The following is a 12,334-nucleotide window of genomic DNA, read 5'->3' as shown; positions in this document are numbered from 1 at the left end:
CAAGCCATGGCGAGAATTCGCAACAGACGCAAGCCGGTCGCCGAGATGAATGTGGTGCCCTACATCGATGTGATGTTGGTGCTGCTGGTTATCTTCATGGTCACCGCGCCGATGCTCAACCAGGGCGTCAAAGTCGATCTGCCCAAGGTCAGCAGTGAGGCGTTGCCGCAGGACAACGACGCCCAGGTGCTGACCATTTCCATCAAGGCCGACAAGACCTACTACTGGAACATGGGCAGTGAGGTGGACATCGATACCGAGCAAGAGCGCGCCTCCACGCTGGCGCAGATGACCCAGGCCGTATCGGCGATCATCAACGAGAACCACCGTCAGGGTAAGAAGGTGCAGGTGTTCGTACGTGGTGACAAATCAGTCGATTACGGCACCGTGATGGCGGCCATGGGTGGCCTGCAGCAGGCCGACGTGGGCAACGTCGGATTGATTACCGAGGCCCCCTGATGCAGCAAACCGAGCGTTCGCAGTCGGAAAGCTACTTCTGGCCCATCGTTTGGGCCGTGGGTCTGCACGTCCTGATGTTCGCCATGCTGTTTGTCAGCTTCGCCTTCTCACCGGAGCTGCCTCCAGCGCGTCCCGTGGTGCAGGCTACGCTGTATCAGCTTAAATCACAGAGCCAGGCCACTACCCAGACTACGCAGAAGATTGCAGGAGAGGCACAGAAAACCTCTGCGCCGCAGTTCGAAACGGAGCGTCTGGAACAGAAAAAAGCCGAAGAGCAGAAGCAGGCTCAGGCTGAGGCGCAGAAGGTGGCGGCTGCCAAGAAGGCAGAGGAACAAAAGCAGGCTGAGCAGGCCAAAGCTGAGGCAGCCAAGAAAGCAGAGGCGGAAAAGGCGGCTGAGCAGAAACGCCAAGCCGATATCGCCAAGAAGCGCGCAGAAGAGGAGGCGAAGAAAAAAGCGGCTGAGGACGCCAAGAAGAAGGCGGCCGAAGACGCGAAGAAGAAAGCAGCAGAGGAGGCCAAGAAAAAGGCCGATGCCGAAGCTGCCAAGAAAAAAGCTGCCGAGGAGGCCAAGAAGAAAGCCGAAGCGGCCAAGCGTAAAGCGGCCGAAGAGCAGAAGGCGGCAGCACTGGCTGATTTGCTCTCGGACAATGTTCAGAACCAACAGGCGCTGGCAGATACGCACGGCGATCAGGTCGCGGGCAGTCTTGATGACCTGATCATCAACCTGATTACCCAGAACTGGCAGCGCCCCATGTCGGCACGTCGTGGCATGAGTGTGGAATTGCTGATTCAGATGTTGCCTGATGGCACCATTACCAACGCCAGTGTCTCGCGCTCCAGTGGTGATGCGCCGTTCGATAACTCGGCTGTTGCTGCAGTGCGTAACGTCGGTCGTATTCCCGAAATGCAGCAATTGGATCGCGCCACCTTCGACAGCCTTTACCGGCAGCGTCGCGTCATTTTCAAACCGGAGGATTAAGCTCTGTGAATAACCTGATTCGTATTGCCCTGTTAGGGCTGGTCATGTTGGTCGGCAGCGTTCAAGCCGCTGACCCGCTGGTCATTTCCCAAGGTGCCGACCGCGCTACGCCAATCGCCGTTGTACCTTTCGGTTGGCAGGGTGGCAGTGTGCTGCCTGCTGACATGGCCGAGATCGTCGGCAATGACCTGCGCAACTCCGGCTACTTCGAGCCGATTCCGCGGCAGAACATGATCAGCCTGCCGACCCAGGCCAGTGAAGTCATCTACCGTGACTGGAAGGCTCTTGGCGCCCAATACGTGTTGGTGGGCAACGTCGTGCCCAATGGCGGCCGCCTGCAGGTGCAGTACGCTCTGTTCAATGTCGCCACCGAGCAGCAGGTGATGACGGGTAACGTCGGTGGTGGCACCGATCAACTGCGTGACATGGCGCACCATATCGCCAACCAGTCGTTCGAGAAGCTCACTGGGGTCAAGGGCGCTTTCGCTACCAAGTTGCTCTACGTGACCGCTGAACGCGTTGGCACCAACAATACTCGCTACACGCTGCAGCGTTCTGATTACGACGGCGCGCGTGCGGTGACCCTGCTGCAGTCGCGTGAGCCCATCCTGTCGCCGTCTTTCGCGCCTGATGGTCGTCGTATCGCTTACGTGTCTTTCGAGCAGCGTCGTCCGCGCATTTTTGTGCAGCATATCGACACTGGGCGTCGTGAGCAGATCACCAACTTCGAGGGCCTCAACGGGGCGCCGGCCTGGTCGCCGGATGGTTCGCGCCTGGCCTTTGTGCTGTCGAAGGACGGCAACCCAGAAATTTACGTGATGGACATGGGTAGTCGGCAGATGCGTCGGGTGACCAATCACTATGCCATCGATACCGAACCATTCTGGGGTAAGGACGGTCAGACTCTGTACTTCACCTCGGATCGTGCAGGTAAGCCGCAGATCTACAAGACCAATATCAATTCAGGGGGCGTTGAGCGAGTGACCTTTGTGGGTAACTACAACGCCAACCCGAAATTGTCGGCCGATGAGAAGATGTTGGTGATGATCCACCGTCAGGACGGTTTTACCGTATTCAAGGTGGCTGCTCAGGACTTGGAAACCAACCGTTTGCGTATTCTTTCCGACACAAGTTTGGATGAGTCGCCCACTGTTGCGCCCAATGGCACCATGCTAATCTACGCCACCCGCCAGCAGGGCCGGGGAGTCTTGATGTTGGCGTCCACCAATGGACGCGTGAGGCTCCCTCTTCCTACCGCTCAAGGCGAAGTTCGAGAGCCTTCTTGGTCCCCTTACCTGAACTGATGCGGTGCTTCACCTTTATTGCTTAACACACTGGGGTTCATTAGGAGTTACATGATGGAAATGCTGAAATTCGGTAAGTTCGCTGCACTGTCCCTGGCTCTCGCCGTTGCCGTAGGTTGCTCCTCCAAAGGCGGTGACGCTGCTGGCGAAGGTGCTGTTGACCCGAACGCTGGTTACGATGCCAACGCCAACGCTGGCATGGATAGCAGCCTGAGCGAAGAAGCTGCTCTGCGCGCTATCACCACCTTCTACTTCGAGTACGACAGCTCCGACCTGAAGGCCGAAGCTATGCGCGCTCTGGACGTACACGCCAAAGACCTGAAAGCCAACGGCAACCGCGTTGTCCTGGAAGGCCACGCTGACGAGCGCGGTACCCGTGAGTACAACATGGCTCTGGGTGAGCGTCGTGCCAAGGCCGTTCAGCGCTACCTGGTTCTGCAGGGCGTTTCCCCGGCTCAACTGGAGCTGGTTTCCTACGGTGAAGAGCGTCCGGTTGCCACTGGCAACGATGAGCAGTCCTGGGCTCAGAACCGTCGCGTAGAGCTGCGCAAGTAATTTGCCATGCTAAAGTGCCGCCGTACTCTGACCGCTCTTACGCTCGCCTTGCCGCTTGCGGCAATGGCGGAAGTCCCCGTAATGGAAAGCAGCTCCATGCAAGGTAGCAGCTATCCTCCTGCGGGCTATGGTATGGCTGGCGCCTCCGCCGAATCAGGGGCGCAAGCTCCTGCTTCGGCGCAGGGCATGCTGTTCAATCAGCTCCAGCAGATGCAGCAGGAACTTGCGCAACTGCGTGGCATGGTTGAAGAGCAGCAGAATGAAATCCAGCGCCTCAAGCAGGAAGGCCTGGAGCGTTATCAGGATCTTGATCAACGTATTTCAGCCGGCGCTGCTGCCGGTGCTCCCGCTCAGAATTCTTCTGCCAATGGTGCGATCAACGCCGCTGGCACGCCGACGCCGCCTGCTGCCCAGCAACAGGCTAGCGCCGAGCCGGGTGATCCGGCCAAGGAAAAACTTTACTACGATGCCGCCTTTGACCTAATCAAGGCCAAGGATTTTGACAAGGCATCACAGGCCTTCACTGCCTTCCTCGGCCGCTATCCCAATAGCCAGTATGCCGGCAATGCCCAGTATTGGCTGGGTGAGGTCAATATGGCCAAGGGTGATTTGCAGGCTGCTGGTCAAGCGTTTGCTAAGGTCAGTCAGGCCTATCCGAACCACGCCAAGGTGCCGGATTCGCTGTTCAAGCTGGCTGATGTAGAGCGCCGCCTGGGCCACAACGACAAGGCGCGCGGTATTCTCCAGCAAGTTATCGCCCAGTTTCCAGGTAGCTCGGCCGCTCAATTGGCTCAGCGCGACCTGCAGCGTTTGTAAGTGACGCAGTTATGGCAAAACCCGCGCTCAGGCGCGGGTTTTTTCGTTTATGTCATCGCTCCAAGACGGCTCTAATATCTTCCTTTAGAATGGCCGCCCGCGCTGTCTTGGGGTTTCAGCTTCGCTGATGTCTCCAGGTCGCGCCTCGTCATGCCGAGACTCGGCATTGTTTTCAACGCAACGGAGGCGGATGACCTGTTTCGTCATCACGCCCGTGGCTACTATGCAAGAAACTCTGCGTATCACCGAGGTTTTCTACTCGTTGCAGGGGGAGACGCGTACCGCCGGCTTGCCGACGGTATTCGTGCGCCTGACCGGCTGCCCCCTGCGCTGTCAGTATTGCGACACAGCCTACGCCTTCAGTGGTGGGGAGGTTGTGACGCTCAATAGCATCCTCGAACAAGTGGCCGCTTATCGGCCTCGTTATGTTTGTGTGACGGGCGGTGAGCCACTTGCTCAGCCCAACTGCATCCCTTTGCTTGCTCGCTTATGTGACGCCGGTTACGAGGTGTCGCTGGAAACCAGTGGCGCGCTCGATGTGTCTGCTGTCGATCCGCGTGTAAGCAAGGTTCTTGATCTGAAGACGCCCGGTTCGGCCGAGGTGCAGCGTAATCGCTACGAGAATATCCAGTGGCTGACGCGTAATGACCAGGTCAAGTTTGTCATCTGCTCGCGCGAGGACTACGACTGGGCGGTTTCCAAGTTGATTGCGCATGACTTAGCAGCGCGCGTCGACGAGGTGTTGTTCTCGCCCAGCCACAAGCAGGTCGACGCGCGTGCGCTGGCTGACTGGATCGTGGCGGACAACCTGCCAGTACGTCTGCAACTGCAACTGCACAAGATTCTCTGGAACGACGAGCCGGGACACTGATATGAGCGAGAAAAGAGCAGTCATCCTCCTCTCTGGAGGGCTGGATTCGGCCACGGTGGTGGCAATGGCAAAAGCAGAGGGCTATGCCTGTTACAGCATGAGTTTCGATTATGGCCAGCGCCACCGTGCTGAACTGCAGGCTGCCGAGCGAGTGGCGAGGCAGTTGGGCGTGATCGAGCATAAGGTCATTGGGCTCGATCTGAACGGTATGGGCGGCTCGGCGCTGACCGATAGCAGCATCGCCGTGCCGGAAACGCCGGGCGAAGGCATTCCCGTGACCTATGTGCCAGCCCGCAATACGGTGTTTCTTGCTCTGGCCCTGGGTTGGGCTGAGGTGCTCGGTGCCCGCGATATCTTTATCGGCGTCAATGCGGTGGATTACTCGGGTTACCCTGATTGTCGGCCAGAGTTTGTCGAAGCTTTCGAGCGCATGGCCAACTTGGCAACCAAGGCTGGTGTGGAGGGGCAGGGCTTTACCATTCGCGCGCCGCTACAGTACATGAGCAAGGGCGAGATCATTCAAGCTGGGACGCGCCTGGGGGTAGATTACGGCCTGACCGTTTCCTGCTATCAGGCTGATGAGCAGGGGCGTGCCTGTGGCAAGTGCGATAGTTGTCGTCTTCGTGCAGTCGGATTCGCGGCTGCTGGCGTAGAAGACGCGACCCGTTATTTTTAAAAAACTTTTCGTATAGTGTTGATTTCCTGAATTAAATCAGTATCATGCGCCTCGCGTTGGGTCGTTAGCTCAGTCGGTAGAGCAGTTGGCTTTTAACCAATTGGTCGTAGGTTCGAATCCTACACGACCCACCAACATCGCAAGAGCCAGTCGAAAGACTGGCTTTTTTTTGCCTGGAAAAAGCCTCTGGCCGGTCGTGGCATTGGCTGCTTAGGGCAGGTGTATACTCGCGGCTCGCTTACGAGCGCCACAGGTTGGATGATATGTCGCAGATTTCCGAACGCCTTCTGGTTCAGGCCCACCTCGATGCCAAGCAGCCCAAGCCGCTGACTGCCGAGGAGGAGGCTGTCTATCGCCACGAAATCGCCGCCGAGCTGAAAAAACAGAACGCCGTGCTGGTGGCGCATTATTACTGTGACCCAGTGATTCAGGCGTTAGCTGAGGAAACCGGCGGGTGTGTTGCCGACTCCTTGGAAATGGCGCGTTTCGGCAATCAGCACCCGGCGCAAACCGTGGTGGTGGCTGGGGTCAAGTTCATGGGTGAAACAGCGAAGATTCTTAACCCGGAAAAGCGCGTGCTGATGCCGACGCTGGAGGCTACCTGCTCGCTGGATTTAGGGTGCCCGGTGGACGAGTTTTCGGCCTTCTGCGACCAGCATCCTGAACGCACCGTCGTGGTTTACGCCAATACTTCGGCTGCGGTGAAAGCGCGTGCAGACTGGGTGGTGACGTCTAGCTGCGCTTTAGAGATCGTCGAGAGCCTAATGGACAACGGTGAGTCCATCATTTGGGCGCCGGACAAGCATCTGGGCAATTACATCCAGCGCGAAACCGGTGCGGACATGCTGTTGTGGGATGGCGCCTGTATCGTCCATGAAGAGTTCAAGTCCAAGCAGCTTTTGGACATGAAGGCGCTCTACCCAGATGCCGCTATTCTCGTTCACCCTGAGTCGCCGCAGAATGTGGTGGAGCTGGCCGATGCGGTGGGTTCGACTAGTCAGTTGATCAAGGCCGCGCAGACGCTGCCGAACTCTACCTTCATTGTTGCTACCGACCGCGGCATCTTCTACAAGATGCAGCAGTTGTGCCCGGACAAGACTTTCATCGAGGCGCCCACAGCCGGTAACGGCGCGGCCTGCCGTAGCTGCGCGCATTGCCCGTGGATGGCGATGAATACGCTAGAGCGCGTGCTGACTGGCCTGCGCGAGGGGGAAGGGGAAATCCATGTCGATCCTGCGCTGATTCCCAAGGCGATCAAGCCGCTCAAGCGCATGCTTGATTTCACTCAGGCGGCCAAGCTGAAGGTAGTTGGCAACGCCTGATCAGGCAGCGCTTGTTGCTTTGCATAGCTGAAGACTGCGTGCTGATCCTCGGATTGCACAGGGCTACGATCAACTGACCTAGTTTATGGACTCGTTGACGACATCGAGCAGGGCGCGCAGGCGGCCGTAGTCGCGGCCGTTGAAGGCGAAGGCCAGGCGTGTCAGGTGGCACAGTTCAGGCTCGTCGCGCTCCTGTTCGCAGTGGGGTTGTTGAGTAAAGCCTCCACTCTTGCATAACCCGCCGAACTCTTCGTTCAGTCGCGTCAGTGTCTGCTCATTCAGTGGGTGGTTGAGGCGAATGACGAAGCGGTCCTTGAGCCAGCGGCTGGAGTGGAAGTTGCGATAGAAATGGGTGATTTCTTCTACCGCCTCTTCGGGGGTGTAGACCAGGCGCATCAAATTCAGGTCGTTGGGCAGTATGTAGCCACTGTCTTCCAGTTGGCTGCGGATGAAGCTCAGTGCGCTTTCCCAGTAGCTGCCGCCAGGCTGGTCAAGCAGCACCACCGGAACCAGCGGGCTCTTGCCGGTCTGGATCAGGGTCAGCACTTCCAGGGCTTCGTCGAGCGTGCCGAAACCACCAGGGCATAACACCAGGCCGTCAGCTTCCTTGACGAAGAACAATTTGCGCAGAAAGAAGAAGTGAAAGGACAGCAGGTGGTGGCTGTCGCGCATGGTGGCGTTGGCTTTTTGCTCGAAGGGGAGGGTGATGTTGAAGCCTAGGCTGTTTTCCGGGCCTGAGCCTTCGTGGGCGGCAGCCATGATCCCACCGCCAGCACCGGTAATCACCATCAAGTCCCGGCGTGCCAGCAAAGAGCCTAGCTCGCGGGCCTGGCGGTAAAGTGGGTGTTCTGCTGGCGTACGTGCCGAGCCGAACACTGTAACTTTGCGTCGACGTTTGAGCTGTTCTAGCACGCCGAAGGCTTGCTCCATCTCGCGTAGGGTCTGCAGCATGATCTTGGCGTCCCAGCGGTTACGGTCGGCCTGCGCCATGCGCAGCACGGTGGTCAGCATCTCTCGGTACAGCGCTAGGTTTGGGCTGTTGCGCGGGGCGCTGAGGTTGATCAGTTCATCGAGCTTGCTGCTCAGGTCGACTTCACTGGTTTGCACATGGCGTGAGAGGTAGTCGTCCGGTTCGTAAGGCATGGAAACGCTCCTTTGCGGGAGGGCGGGCATGGGCGCATAGCGTCTGCGCCAAGGCCGGTGTCTTGATTATGGCGCTTTGTAGGTGATGCTGCAGTCTCGCAGTAGTCCCGTGCAACTGCGATATAACGCGGCACGGAAGACTGCTGCTGGGCATGAAAGGCCTGTCCAGCCGAGGTTGCTGCAGATCATCCATCATGTTGATGGCCAAGAAGTTAGCGCAAATGTGACGAGATACCGTTCGTCTGTGGAACTCAGGTAATGCCTGGCGTCTGATTTACTTGCAGGAAGTGGGTGTTTCCGCGAAGCTCGCCATCGATACGCATGGCGGGCTTTATTGTGCGCCAGATGGATCGTTGCGTATCGAAGCCGGAAATCCAACGGCCTGCATCGAGTATCGACGGGTAGAGGAGGGCAGGTATGCCCAAGCTGATAGTGGAAGTGGATGAAGAGCTGTACCAGATGCTGCAGGAAGCTGCGCGCGTGAACCAACTAACCCTGCAGGATGAATGCCTGCGTCGTTTGGAGGGTGGGGTGCGGCGCTCGCGTTATATGGATGCCCTGCTGGCAGAGTTGCGTGCTGGCGATGCACAACGCCGCGCCAAAGGCTGACAGCGGCGCTGAGTTGAGCGTTTATAGGCCGCAGTCGGTGCGATCGAAAACCTCGGTGGTAATCGGCCGATTGCTGTGGTATTCACTGAACTGGTAACGCAGTTGTGCACCTTTGCTCATTAGTTGGCGGTAGCCGTTGTTGCGGCACACGCTTGCTGCCAACTGGCTCCTGACCGTATCGGGGTTGCCGCGCATCTTTGCCGCATGTGCAGAGCGCACACTGAGGTGGTTGATCAGGGTGTGCCCATCGACGGTATAGCCTTGGTCGAGAATATCCGCGTTGATCGCTCGCGGCGTGCCCACGCTACTCTCTTGGGCAACCTTCTCCAGCAATTGCGTCAATTCCATCTCCTTCAATGAGGCGGCCTGTGCCATGGGCAGCGTCAGGCTTAGCGCGAGTGCAGGGATGATGTAACGCAACATGGGGAAGCTCCTGAAAACATTGGTGTGGGTTTGACCGAGTGTTACCGCGATTGTTCGCAGCGCTGCGCCTGTGTCGTCGGTGGTCAAATTTGTCGATGCCGAGCCGCTCTCAAGGCCAGGTGCTGCGCAAGTTGGCGCTCAATGGCAAGGCTAGCAGTCTACGGTTTTGCGTGTGCTGCAGATACCGGCGTTCCTGGTTCGCTTCTCCCTGCTGTAAATAGCGTCGTGGCGCAGCCCTGATGGCTCACGGTGTCTGAAGTTGTGTGGTTGCGGGTGCTAGAATTGCGCTCTTTTTGCGGGCCCGTTGTTTCATGAGCCAAATGCCTAACTCTCTGCATGCTGTTGCCAGGCTACGCGCCGAACGCCTGGCGCGCAGTCTGAAACCCTTTATTGCTCGCGGCTCACGTGCCGAGCGCTGCCCGGACTGTCGCATTCAGCCTGCTTGCTGCCTGTGTGCATGGCGGCCGCAGGTCGCGGCGTATGCGGGAATGTGTCTGGTCATGCATGACATCGAGGCGCTCAAGCCGAGCAATACCGGCTGGTTGATCGCCGATGTGGTGCCTGACACTCACGCCTTCGGCTGGGCGCGTACCGAGGTCAATCCGGCGCTACCTGCGCTGCTCGCTGAGCCGCAGTGGCAGCCCTATCTGGTTTTTCCCGGTGAATATGCCGGGCAGGAGCGGGTGGTCGATGAGGTCAGCGTGGCGCCGGGTAAGCGGCCATTGTTCGTGTTGCTCGATGCAACCTGGACCGAGGCGCGCAAGATGTTTCGCAAGAGCCCCTATCTGGATGCGCTGCCGGTGCTCAGCTTCAAGCCGGAGCAGTTGTCGCGCTATCGCCTACGCCGGTCGACGCGCGGCGACCACTTGTGCACTGCCGAAGTGGCGGCGCTGTGCCTGGAGCTGGCCGGTGATGCCCAAGCCAGCGCCGCTTTGGACGACTATCTGGATGCCTTCAGCCAGCACTATTTAGCCGCCAAGCGGCGTCTGCCGCTGGATCTCAATGACGCGCTGCACCAGCGTTTGCAGGCGTATCGCTGATCGTGGCTGGTTTGGGCCATAGTTGTGCGATCAACATGCCCGCGAACATTAACGCGCAGCCCAGATAACCGCCTGGCGCCAGCACCTCATCCAGTAGCAGGGCGCCCGCAATGGCGGCAAAGACGGCTTCCAGCGACAGGATGATCGCTGCGTGCGAGGCGATGGCATGCTGCTGCGCAACCACTTGCAGGGTGAAGCCGACCGCCACGCCAAGCAGTCCACCGTAGAGAATCGCGGGTGCCGCTTCGATCACGCCGTCCAGCGTCGCGCTTTCGAAGCACAGAGCCAGGAACAGGCTGATCACCGCACAGGTGATGAACTGAATCAGTGCCAGGCGCAACGGATCGTGACGGCTGGCGAAGAAGCCAACCAACAGCACATGCACGCCCCAGACGAAGGCGCCGGTCAGTTGCAGCCAGTCGCCAGGCGCTACGCTGAAATCGTCGCCGACGCTGAGCAGGAACATGCCGACTACCGCCAGGCTGGCACCCAGCCAGATTCCCAGGCCGCTGCGTTGGCCGATGAATAGGCAGAGTATTGGCACCACAATCACGTAAAGCCCGGTGATGAAACCGGAGTTGGTCACGCTAGTGAACAGTAGGCCGACTTGCTGCAGGTTGATGCCTAGCGCGAGCACCACGCCCATGCTCATGCCTCCGAGCAGCAGGTTGCGATTGATTGGGGCGGGCGGCTGATGAGCGCGCCGCTGTAGCAGCGCGAGAACTGGCAGCAGCGCCACGCTGGCCAGGACGAAGCGCAGGCCGGTGTAAAGAAAGGGGCCGATATTGTCCATCCCCATGCGCTGGGCGACAAAGGCACTGCCCCAGATCATCGCCGTCAGCAACATCAGCAGATCGGCACGCAGGGCTTGGCTTGGCATGGGCAGGTTCTCGGCGCAAAGTCGCGCATCGTGCCGCAAAGCATGAGGCTTGACCACCCTGCCGTGTCTCGGCATGCTGGGCGCCGCTTTCGCGCCACAAGGGTGGCGTAGTGCCGTGGGGTGCTACGCTGGGTCGGCGCGATAACGGTGCTTTATTAATGTGCCGCTCATAAAAAGAACAGGATCTGCCAATGGCTGCCTATGAAATCCTGATTGCCGACGACCATCCGTTGTTTCGCAGCGCTCTGCATCAGGCGCTGACGCTCGGCCTGGGGCCTGATGTGCGCCTGGTCGAGGCGGCGAGCATCGCCGAGCTGGAAGCGTGTCTGGCTGAGAAGGGTGACTGGGATCTGGTGCTGCTTGATTTGAATATGCCAGGCGCCTATGGCTTCTCCGGCCTGGTGTTGTTGCGCGGGCAGTATCCGCAGATCCCGGTGGTGATGATCTCCGCGCAGGAAGATGCGTCGGTGATCGCACGTTCCCGTGAGTTTGGTGCCAGTGGTTTCATTCCCAAGTCCAGCCCGCTGGAAATCCTCCAACAAGCTGTGCGTCAGGTGCTTGACGGCGACACGTGGTGGCCTCCAATGGCGGAGACGAGCGCTCCGGTTTCCGAGGAAACCAAGGCGGCTAGTGCTGGGCTGGCAAGCCTTACGCCGCAGCAGTTCCGTGTCTTGACCATGGTTTGCGAAGGTTTGTTGAACAAGCAGATTGCCTATGAGCTGAGTGTCTCTGAGGCCACCGTCAAGGCGCATGTCACCGCGATATTCCGCAAGTTGGGCGTACGCACGCGTACCCAGGCGGCGTTGCTGTTGCAGCAAATGGAATCGATCCCTGCGCAGTAGTGCGCTAGATGCAGTAATCTGCGCGCCTATTTCTGCAGGGTGATGCTCATGTCGCCATTTAAGGGTCAGGTCGGCCTCCAGCGCATTCTCAATGCCGCCCGTTACTCGCTTGATGGCCTGCGTGCGGCTTTTATCGGCGAGGCTGCGTTTCGCCAGTTGGTACTGCTCAATCTGCTGCTGATTCCGGCGGCCTGGCTGTTCGATGTCGGTCGTGGTGAGCGCGCTTTGATGATCGCCGTATGTCTGCTGGCGCTGATCGTCGAGTTGCTTAACTCGGCGATTGAGGCGGCTATAGATCGTATTTCCCTGGAGCGGCATCCCTTATCGAAGAATGCCAAAGACATGGGCAGTGCCGCGCAGTTGGTGGCGCTGGTCATGATTGCCTTGGTCTGGGTCTCTATTTTGCTCGGCTGA

At 58.8% G+C, this 12,334-nt stretch carries 15 protein-coding genes and 1 tRNA gene; 13 read left to right on the top strand and 3 right to left on the bottom strand.

The annotated features are described in order from the left end of the window. Positions 1–6: 6 nt before the first annotated feature. From tolR to nadA, 9 genes are all read left to right on the top strand, one after another. A complete protein-coding gene (gene tolR / locus AERO9A_RS03405) occupies positions 7–459 on the top strand; it encodes a protein TolR (RefSeq protein WP_159970494.1) in 453 nt (150 codons plus the stop codon). Further along, positions 456–1,439 carry a cell envelope integrity protein TolA gene (gene tolA / locus AERO9A_RS03400; protein WP_159970694.1) on the top strand — a complete coding sequence of 328 codons (984 nt, stop codon included), beginning with the start codon at positions 456–458 and terminating at the stop codon, positions 1,437–1,439. The genes tolR and tolA overlap by 4 nt, the downstream gene beginning before the upstream one ends. 5 nt (positions 1,440–1,444) lie before the next feature. Continuing rightward, positions 1,445–2,743 (top strand): Tol-Pal system beta propeller repeat protein TolB, encoded by a 1,299-nt coding sequence (tolB, locus tag AERO9A_RS03395; RefSeq protein WP_159970493.1) that lies wholly within the window; start codon positions 1,445–1,447, stop codon positions 2,741–2,743. A gap of 54 nt (positions 2,744–2,797) precedes the next feature. Then, complete coding sequence (gene pal, locus AERO9A_RS03390; protein ID WP_159970492.1) at positions 2,798–3,298, top strand: peptidoglycan-associated lipoprotein Pal; 501 nt, start codon at positions 2,798–2,800, stop codon at positions 3,296–3,298. 6 nt (positions 3,299–3,304) lie between these two features. Continuing rightward, positions 3,305–4,114, top strand: coding sequence for a tol-pal system protein YbgF (gene ybgF / locus AERO9A_RS03385; RefSeq protein ID WP_159970491.1), 810 nt, complete (start codon positions 3,305–3,307; stop codon positions 4,112–4,114). A 223-nt stretch (positions 4,115–4,337) separates the two neighbouring features. After that, a complete protein-coding gene (queE, locus tag AERO9A_RS03380; protein WP_159970490.1) occupies positions 4,338–4,985 on the top strand; it encodes a 7-carboxy-7-deazaguanine synthase QueE in 648 nt (215 codons plus the stop codon). Between the two features lies 1 nt (position 4,986). Continuing rightward, complete coding sequence (gene queC, locus AERO9A_RS03375) at positions 4,987–5,661, top strand: 7-cyano-7-deazaguanine synthase QueC (RefSeq protein WP_159970489.1); 675 nt, start codon at positions 4,987–4,989, stop codon at positions 5,659–5,661. Positions 5,662–5,719: 58 nt separating this feature from the next. Next, positions 5,720–5,795: transfer RNA gene (locus AERO9A_RS03370), tRNA-Lys, on the top strand. A 129-nt stretch (positions 5,796–5,924) separates the two neighbouring features. Beyond that, positions 5,925–6,983 (top strand): quinolinate synthase NadA, encoded by a 1,059-nt coding sequence (gene nadA, locus AERO9A_RS03365; RefSeq protein ID WP_159970488.1) that lies wholly within the window; start codon positions 5,925–5,927, stop codon positions 6,981–6,983. 78 nt (positions 6,984–7,061) lie between these two features. Here the strand turns inward: nadA and AERO9A_RS03360 are convergent, their stop codons facing one another. Further along, positions 7,062–8,126, bottom strand: coding sequence for an LOG family protein (locus tag AERO9A_RS03360; RefSeq protein ID WP_159970487.1), 1,065 nt, complete (start codon positions 8,124–8,126; stop codon positions 7,062–7,064). Positions 8,127–8,543: 417 nt separating this feature from the next. On the opposite strand from AERO9A_RS03360, the gene AERO9A_RS03355 reads away from it, so the two are divergent. Beyond that, positions 8,544–8,735 carry a hypothetical protein gene (locus tag AERO9A_RS03355; RefSeq protein WP_159970486.1) on the top strand — a complete coding sequence of 64 codons (192 nt, stop codon included), beginning with the start codon at positions 8,544–8,546 and terminating at the stop codon, positions 8,733–8,735. A gap of 21 nt (positions 8,736–8,756) precedes the next feature. On the opposite strand, the gene AERO9A_RS03350 is transcribed toward AERO9A_RS03355, so the two are convergent. Then, positions 8,757–9,158 (bottom strand): quorum-sensing-regulated virulence factor family protein, encoded by a 402-nt coding sequence (locus tag AERO9A_RS03350; RefSeq protein ID WP_159970485.1) that lies wholly within the window; start codon positions 9,156–9,158, stop codon positions 8,757–8,759. Positions 9,159–9,478: 320 nt separating this feature from the next. Between AERO9A_RS03350 and AERO9A_RS03345 the strand changes: the two genes are divergently transcribed. Beyond that, positions 9,479–10,198: a tRNA-uridine aminocarboxypropyltransferase gene (locus AERO9A_RS03345; RefSeq protein ID WP_372239624.1), complete on the top strand. Its 720-nt coding sequence runs from the start codon at positions 9,479–9,481 to the stop codon at positions 10,196–10,198. Here AERO9A_RS03345 and AERO9A_RS03340 read toward each other — a convergent pair. Further along, the gene (locus AERO9A_RS03340) at positions 10,158–11,078 is read right to left on the bottom strand and encodes a DMT family transporter (protein ID WP_159970483.1); all 921 of its coding nucleotides are present in this window, start codon (positions 11,076–11,078) and stop codon (positions 10,158–10,160) included. The two genes, AERO9A_RS03345 and AERO9A_RS03340, sit on opposite strands and share 41 nt — an antisense overlap. A 191-nt stretch (positions 11,079–11,269) precedes the next feature. Here AERO9A_RS03340 and erdR point away from each other — a divergent pair, with 191 nt between their 5' ends. Next, on the top strand, positions 11,270–11,920 hold the full coding sequence (gene erdR, locus AERO9A_RS03335; protein WP_159970482.1) for a response regulator transcription factor ErdR: 651 nt from the start codon (positions 11,270–11,272) through the stop codon (positions 11,918–11,920). Between the two features lie 42 nt (positions 11,921–11,962). After that, positions 11,963–12,334 carry a diacylglycerol kinase gene (locus tag AERO9A_RS03330; protein WP_178111087.1) on the top strand — a complete coding sequence of 124 codons (372 nt, stop codon included), beginning with the start codon at positions 11,963–11,965 and terminating at the stop codon, positions 12,332–12,334.

The organism is Pseudomonas sp. 8Z, assembly GCF_902506535.1.
In the GTDB taxonomy this organism is placed as follows: Bacteria; Pseudomonadota; Gammaproteobacteria; order Pseudomonadales; family Pseudomonadaceae; genus Aquipseudomonas.
This window is presented reverse-complemented; position numbering and strand designations above follow the sequence as displayed.

Coding starts and splice junctions, on each gene's coding strand:
- tolR (WP_159970494.1), top strand. CDS start 7: ATGGCGAGAATTCGCAACAGACGCAAGCCGGTCGCCGAGATGAATGTG.
- AERO9A_RS03345 (WP_372239624.1), top strand. CDS start 9,479: ATGCCTAACTCTCTGCATGCTGTTGCCAGGCTACGCGCCGAACGCCTG.
- erdR (WP_159970482.1), top strand. CDS start 11,270: ATGGCTGCCTATGAAATCCTGATTGCCGACGACCATCCGTTGTTTCGC.
- ybgF (WP_159970491.1), top strand. CDS start 3,305: ATGCTAAAGTGCCGCCGTACTCTGACCGCTCTTACGCTCGCCTTGCCG.
- AERO9A_RS03330 (WP_178111087.1), top strand. CDS start 11,963: ATGCTCATGTCGCCATTTAAGGGTCAGGTCGGCCTCCAGCGCATTCTC.
- queE (WP_159970490.1), top strand. CDS start 4,338: ATGCAAGAAACTCTGCGTATCACCGAGGTTTTCTACTCGTTGCAGGGG.
- AERO9A_RS03355 (WP_159970486.1), top strand. CDS start 8,544: ATGCCCAAGCTGATAGTGGAAGTGGATGAAGAGCTGTACCAGATGCTG.
- queC (WP_159970489.1), top strand. CDS start 4,987: ATGAGCGAGAAAAGAGCAGTCATCCTCCTCTCTGGAGGGCTGGATTCG.
- AERO9A_RS03350 (WP_159970485.1), bottom strand. CDS start 9,158: ATGTTGCGTTACATCATCCCTGCACTCGCGCTAAGCCTGACGCTGCCC.
- AERO9A_RS03340 (WP_159970483.1), bottom strand. CDS start 11,078: ATGCCAAGCCAAGCCCTGCGTGCCGATCTGCTGATGTTGCTGACGGCG.
- pal (WP_159970492.1), top strand. CDS start 2,798: ATGGAAATGCTGAAATTCGGTAAGTTCGCTGCACTGTCCCTGGCTCTC.
- nadA (WP_159970488.1), top strand. CDS start 5,925: ATGTCGCAGATTTCCGAACGCCTTCTGGTTCAGGCCCACCTCGATGCC.
- AERO9A_RS03360 (WP_159970487.1), bottom strand. CDS start 8,126: ATGCCTTACGAACCGGACGACTACCTCTCACGCCATGTGCAAACCAGT.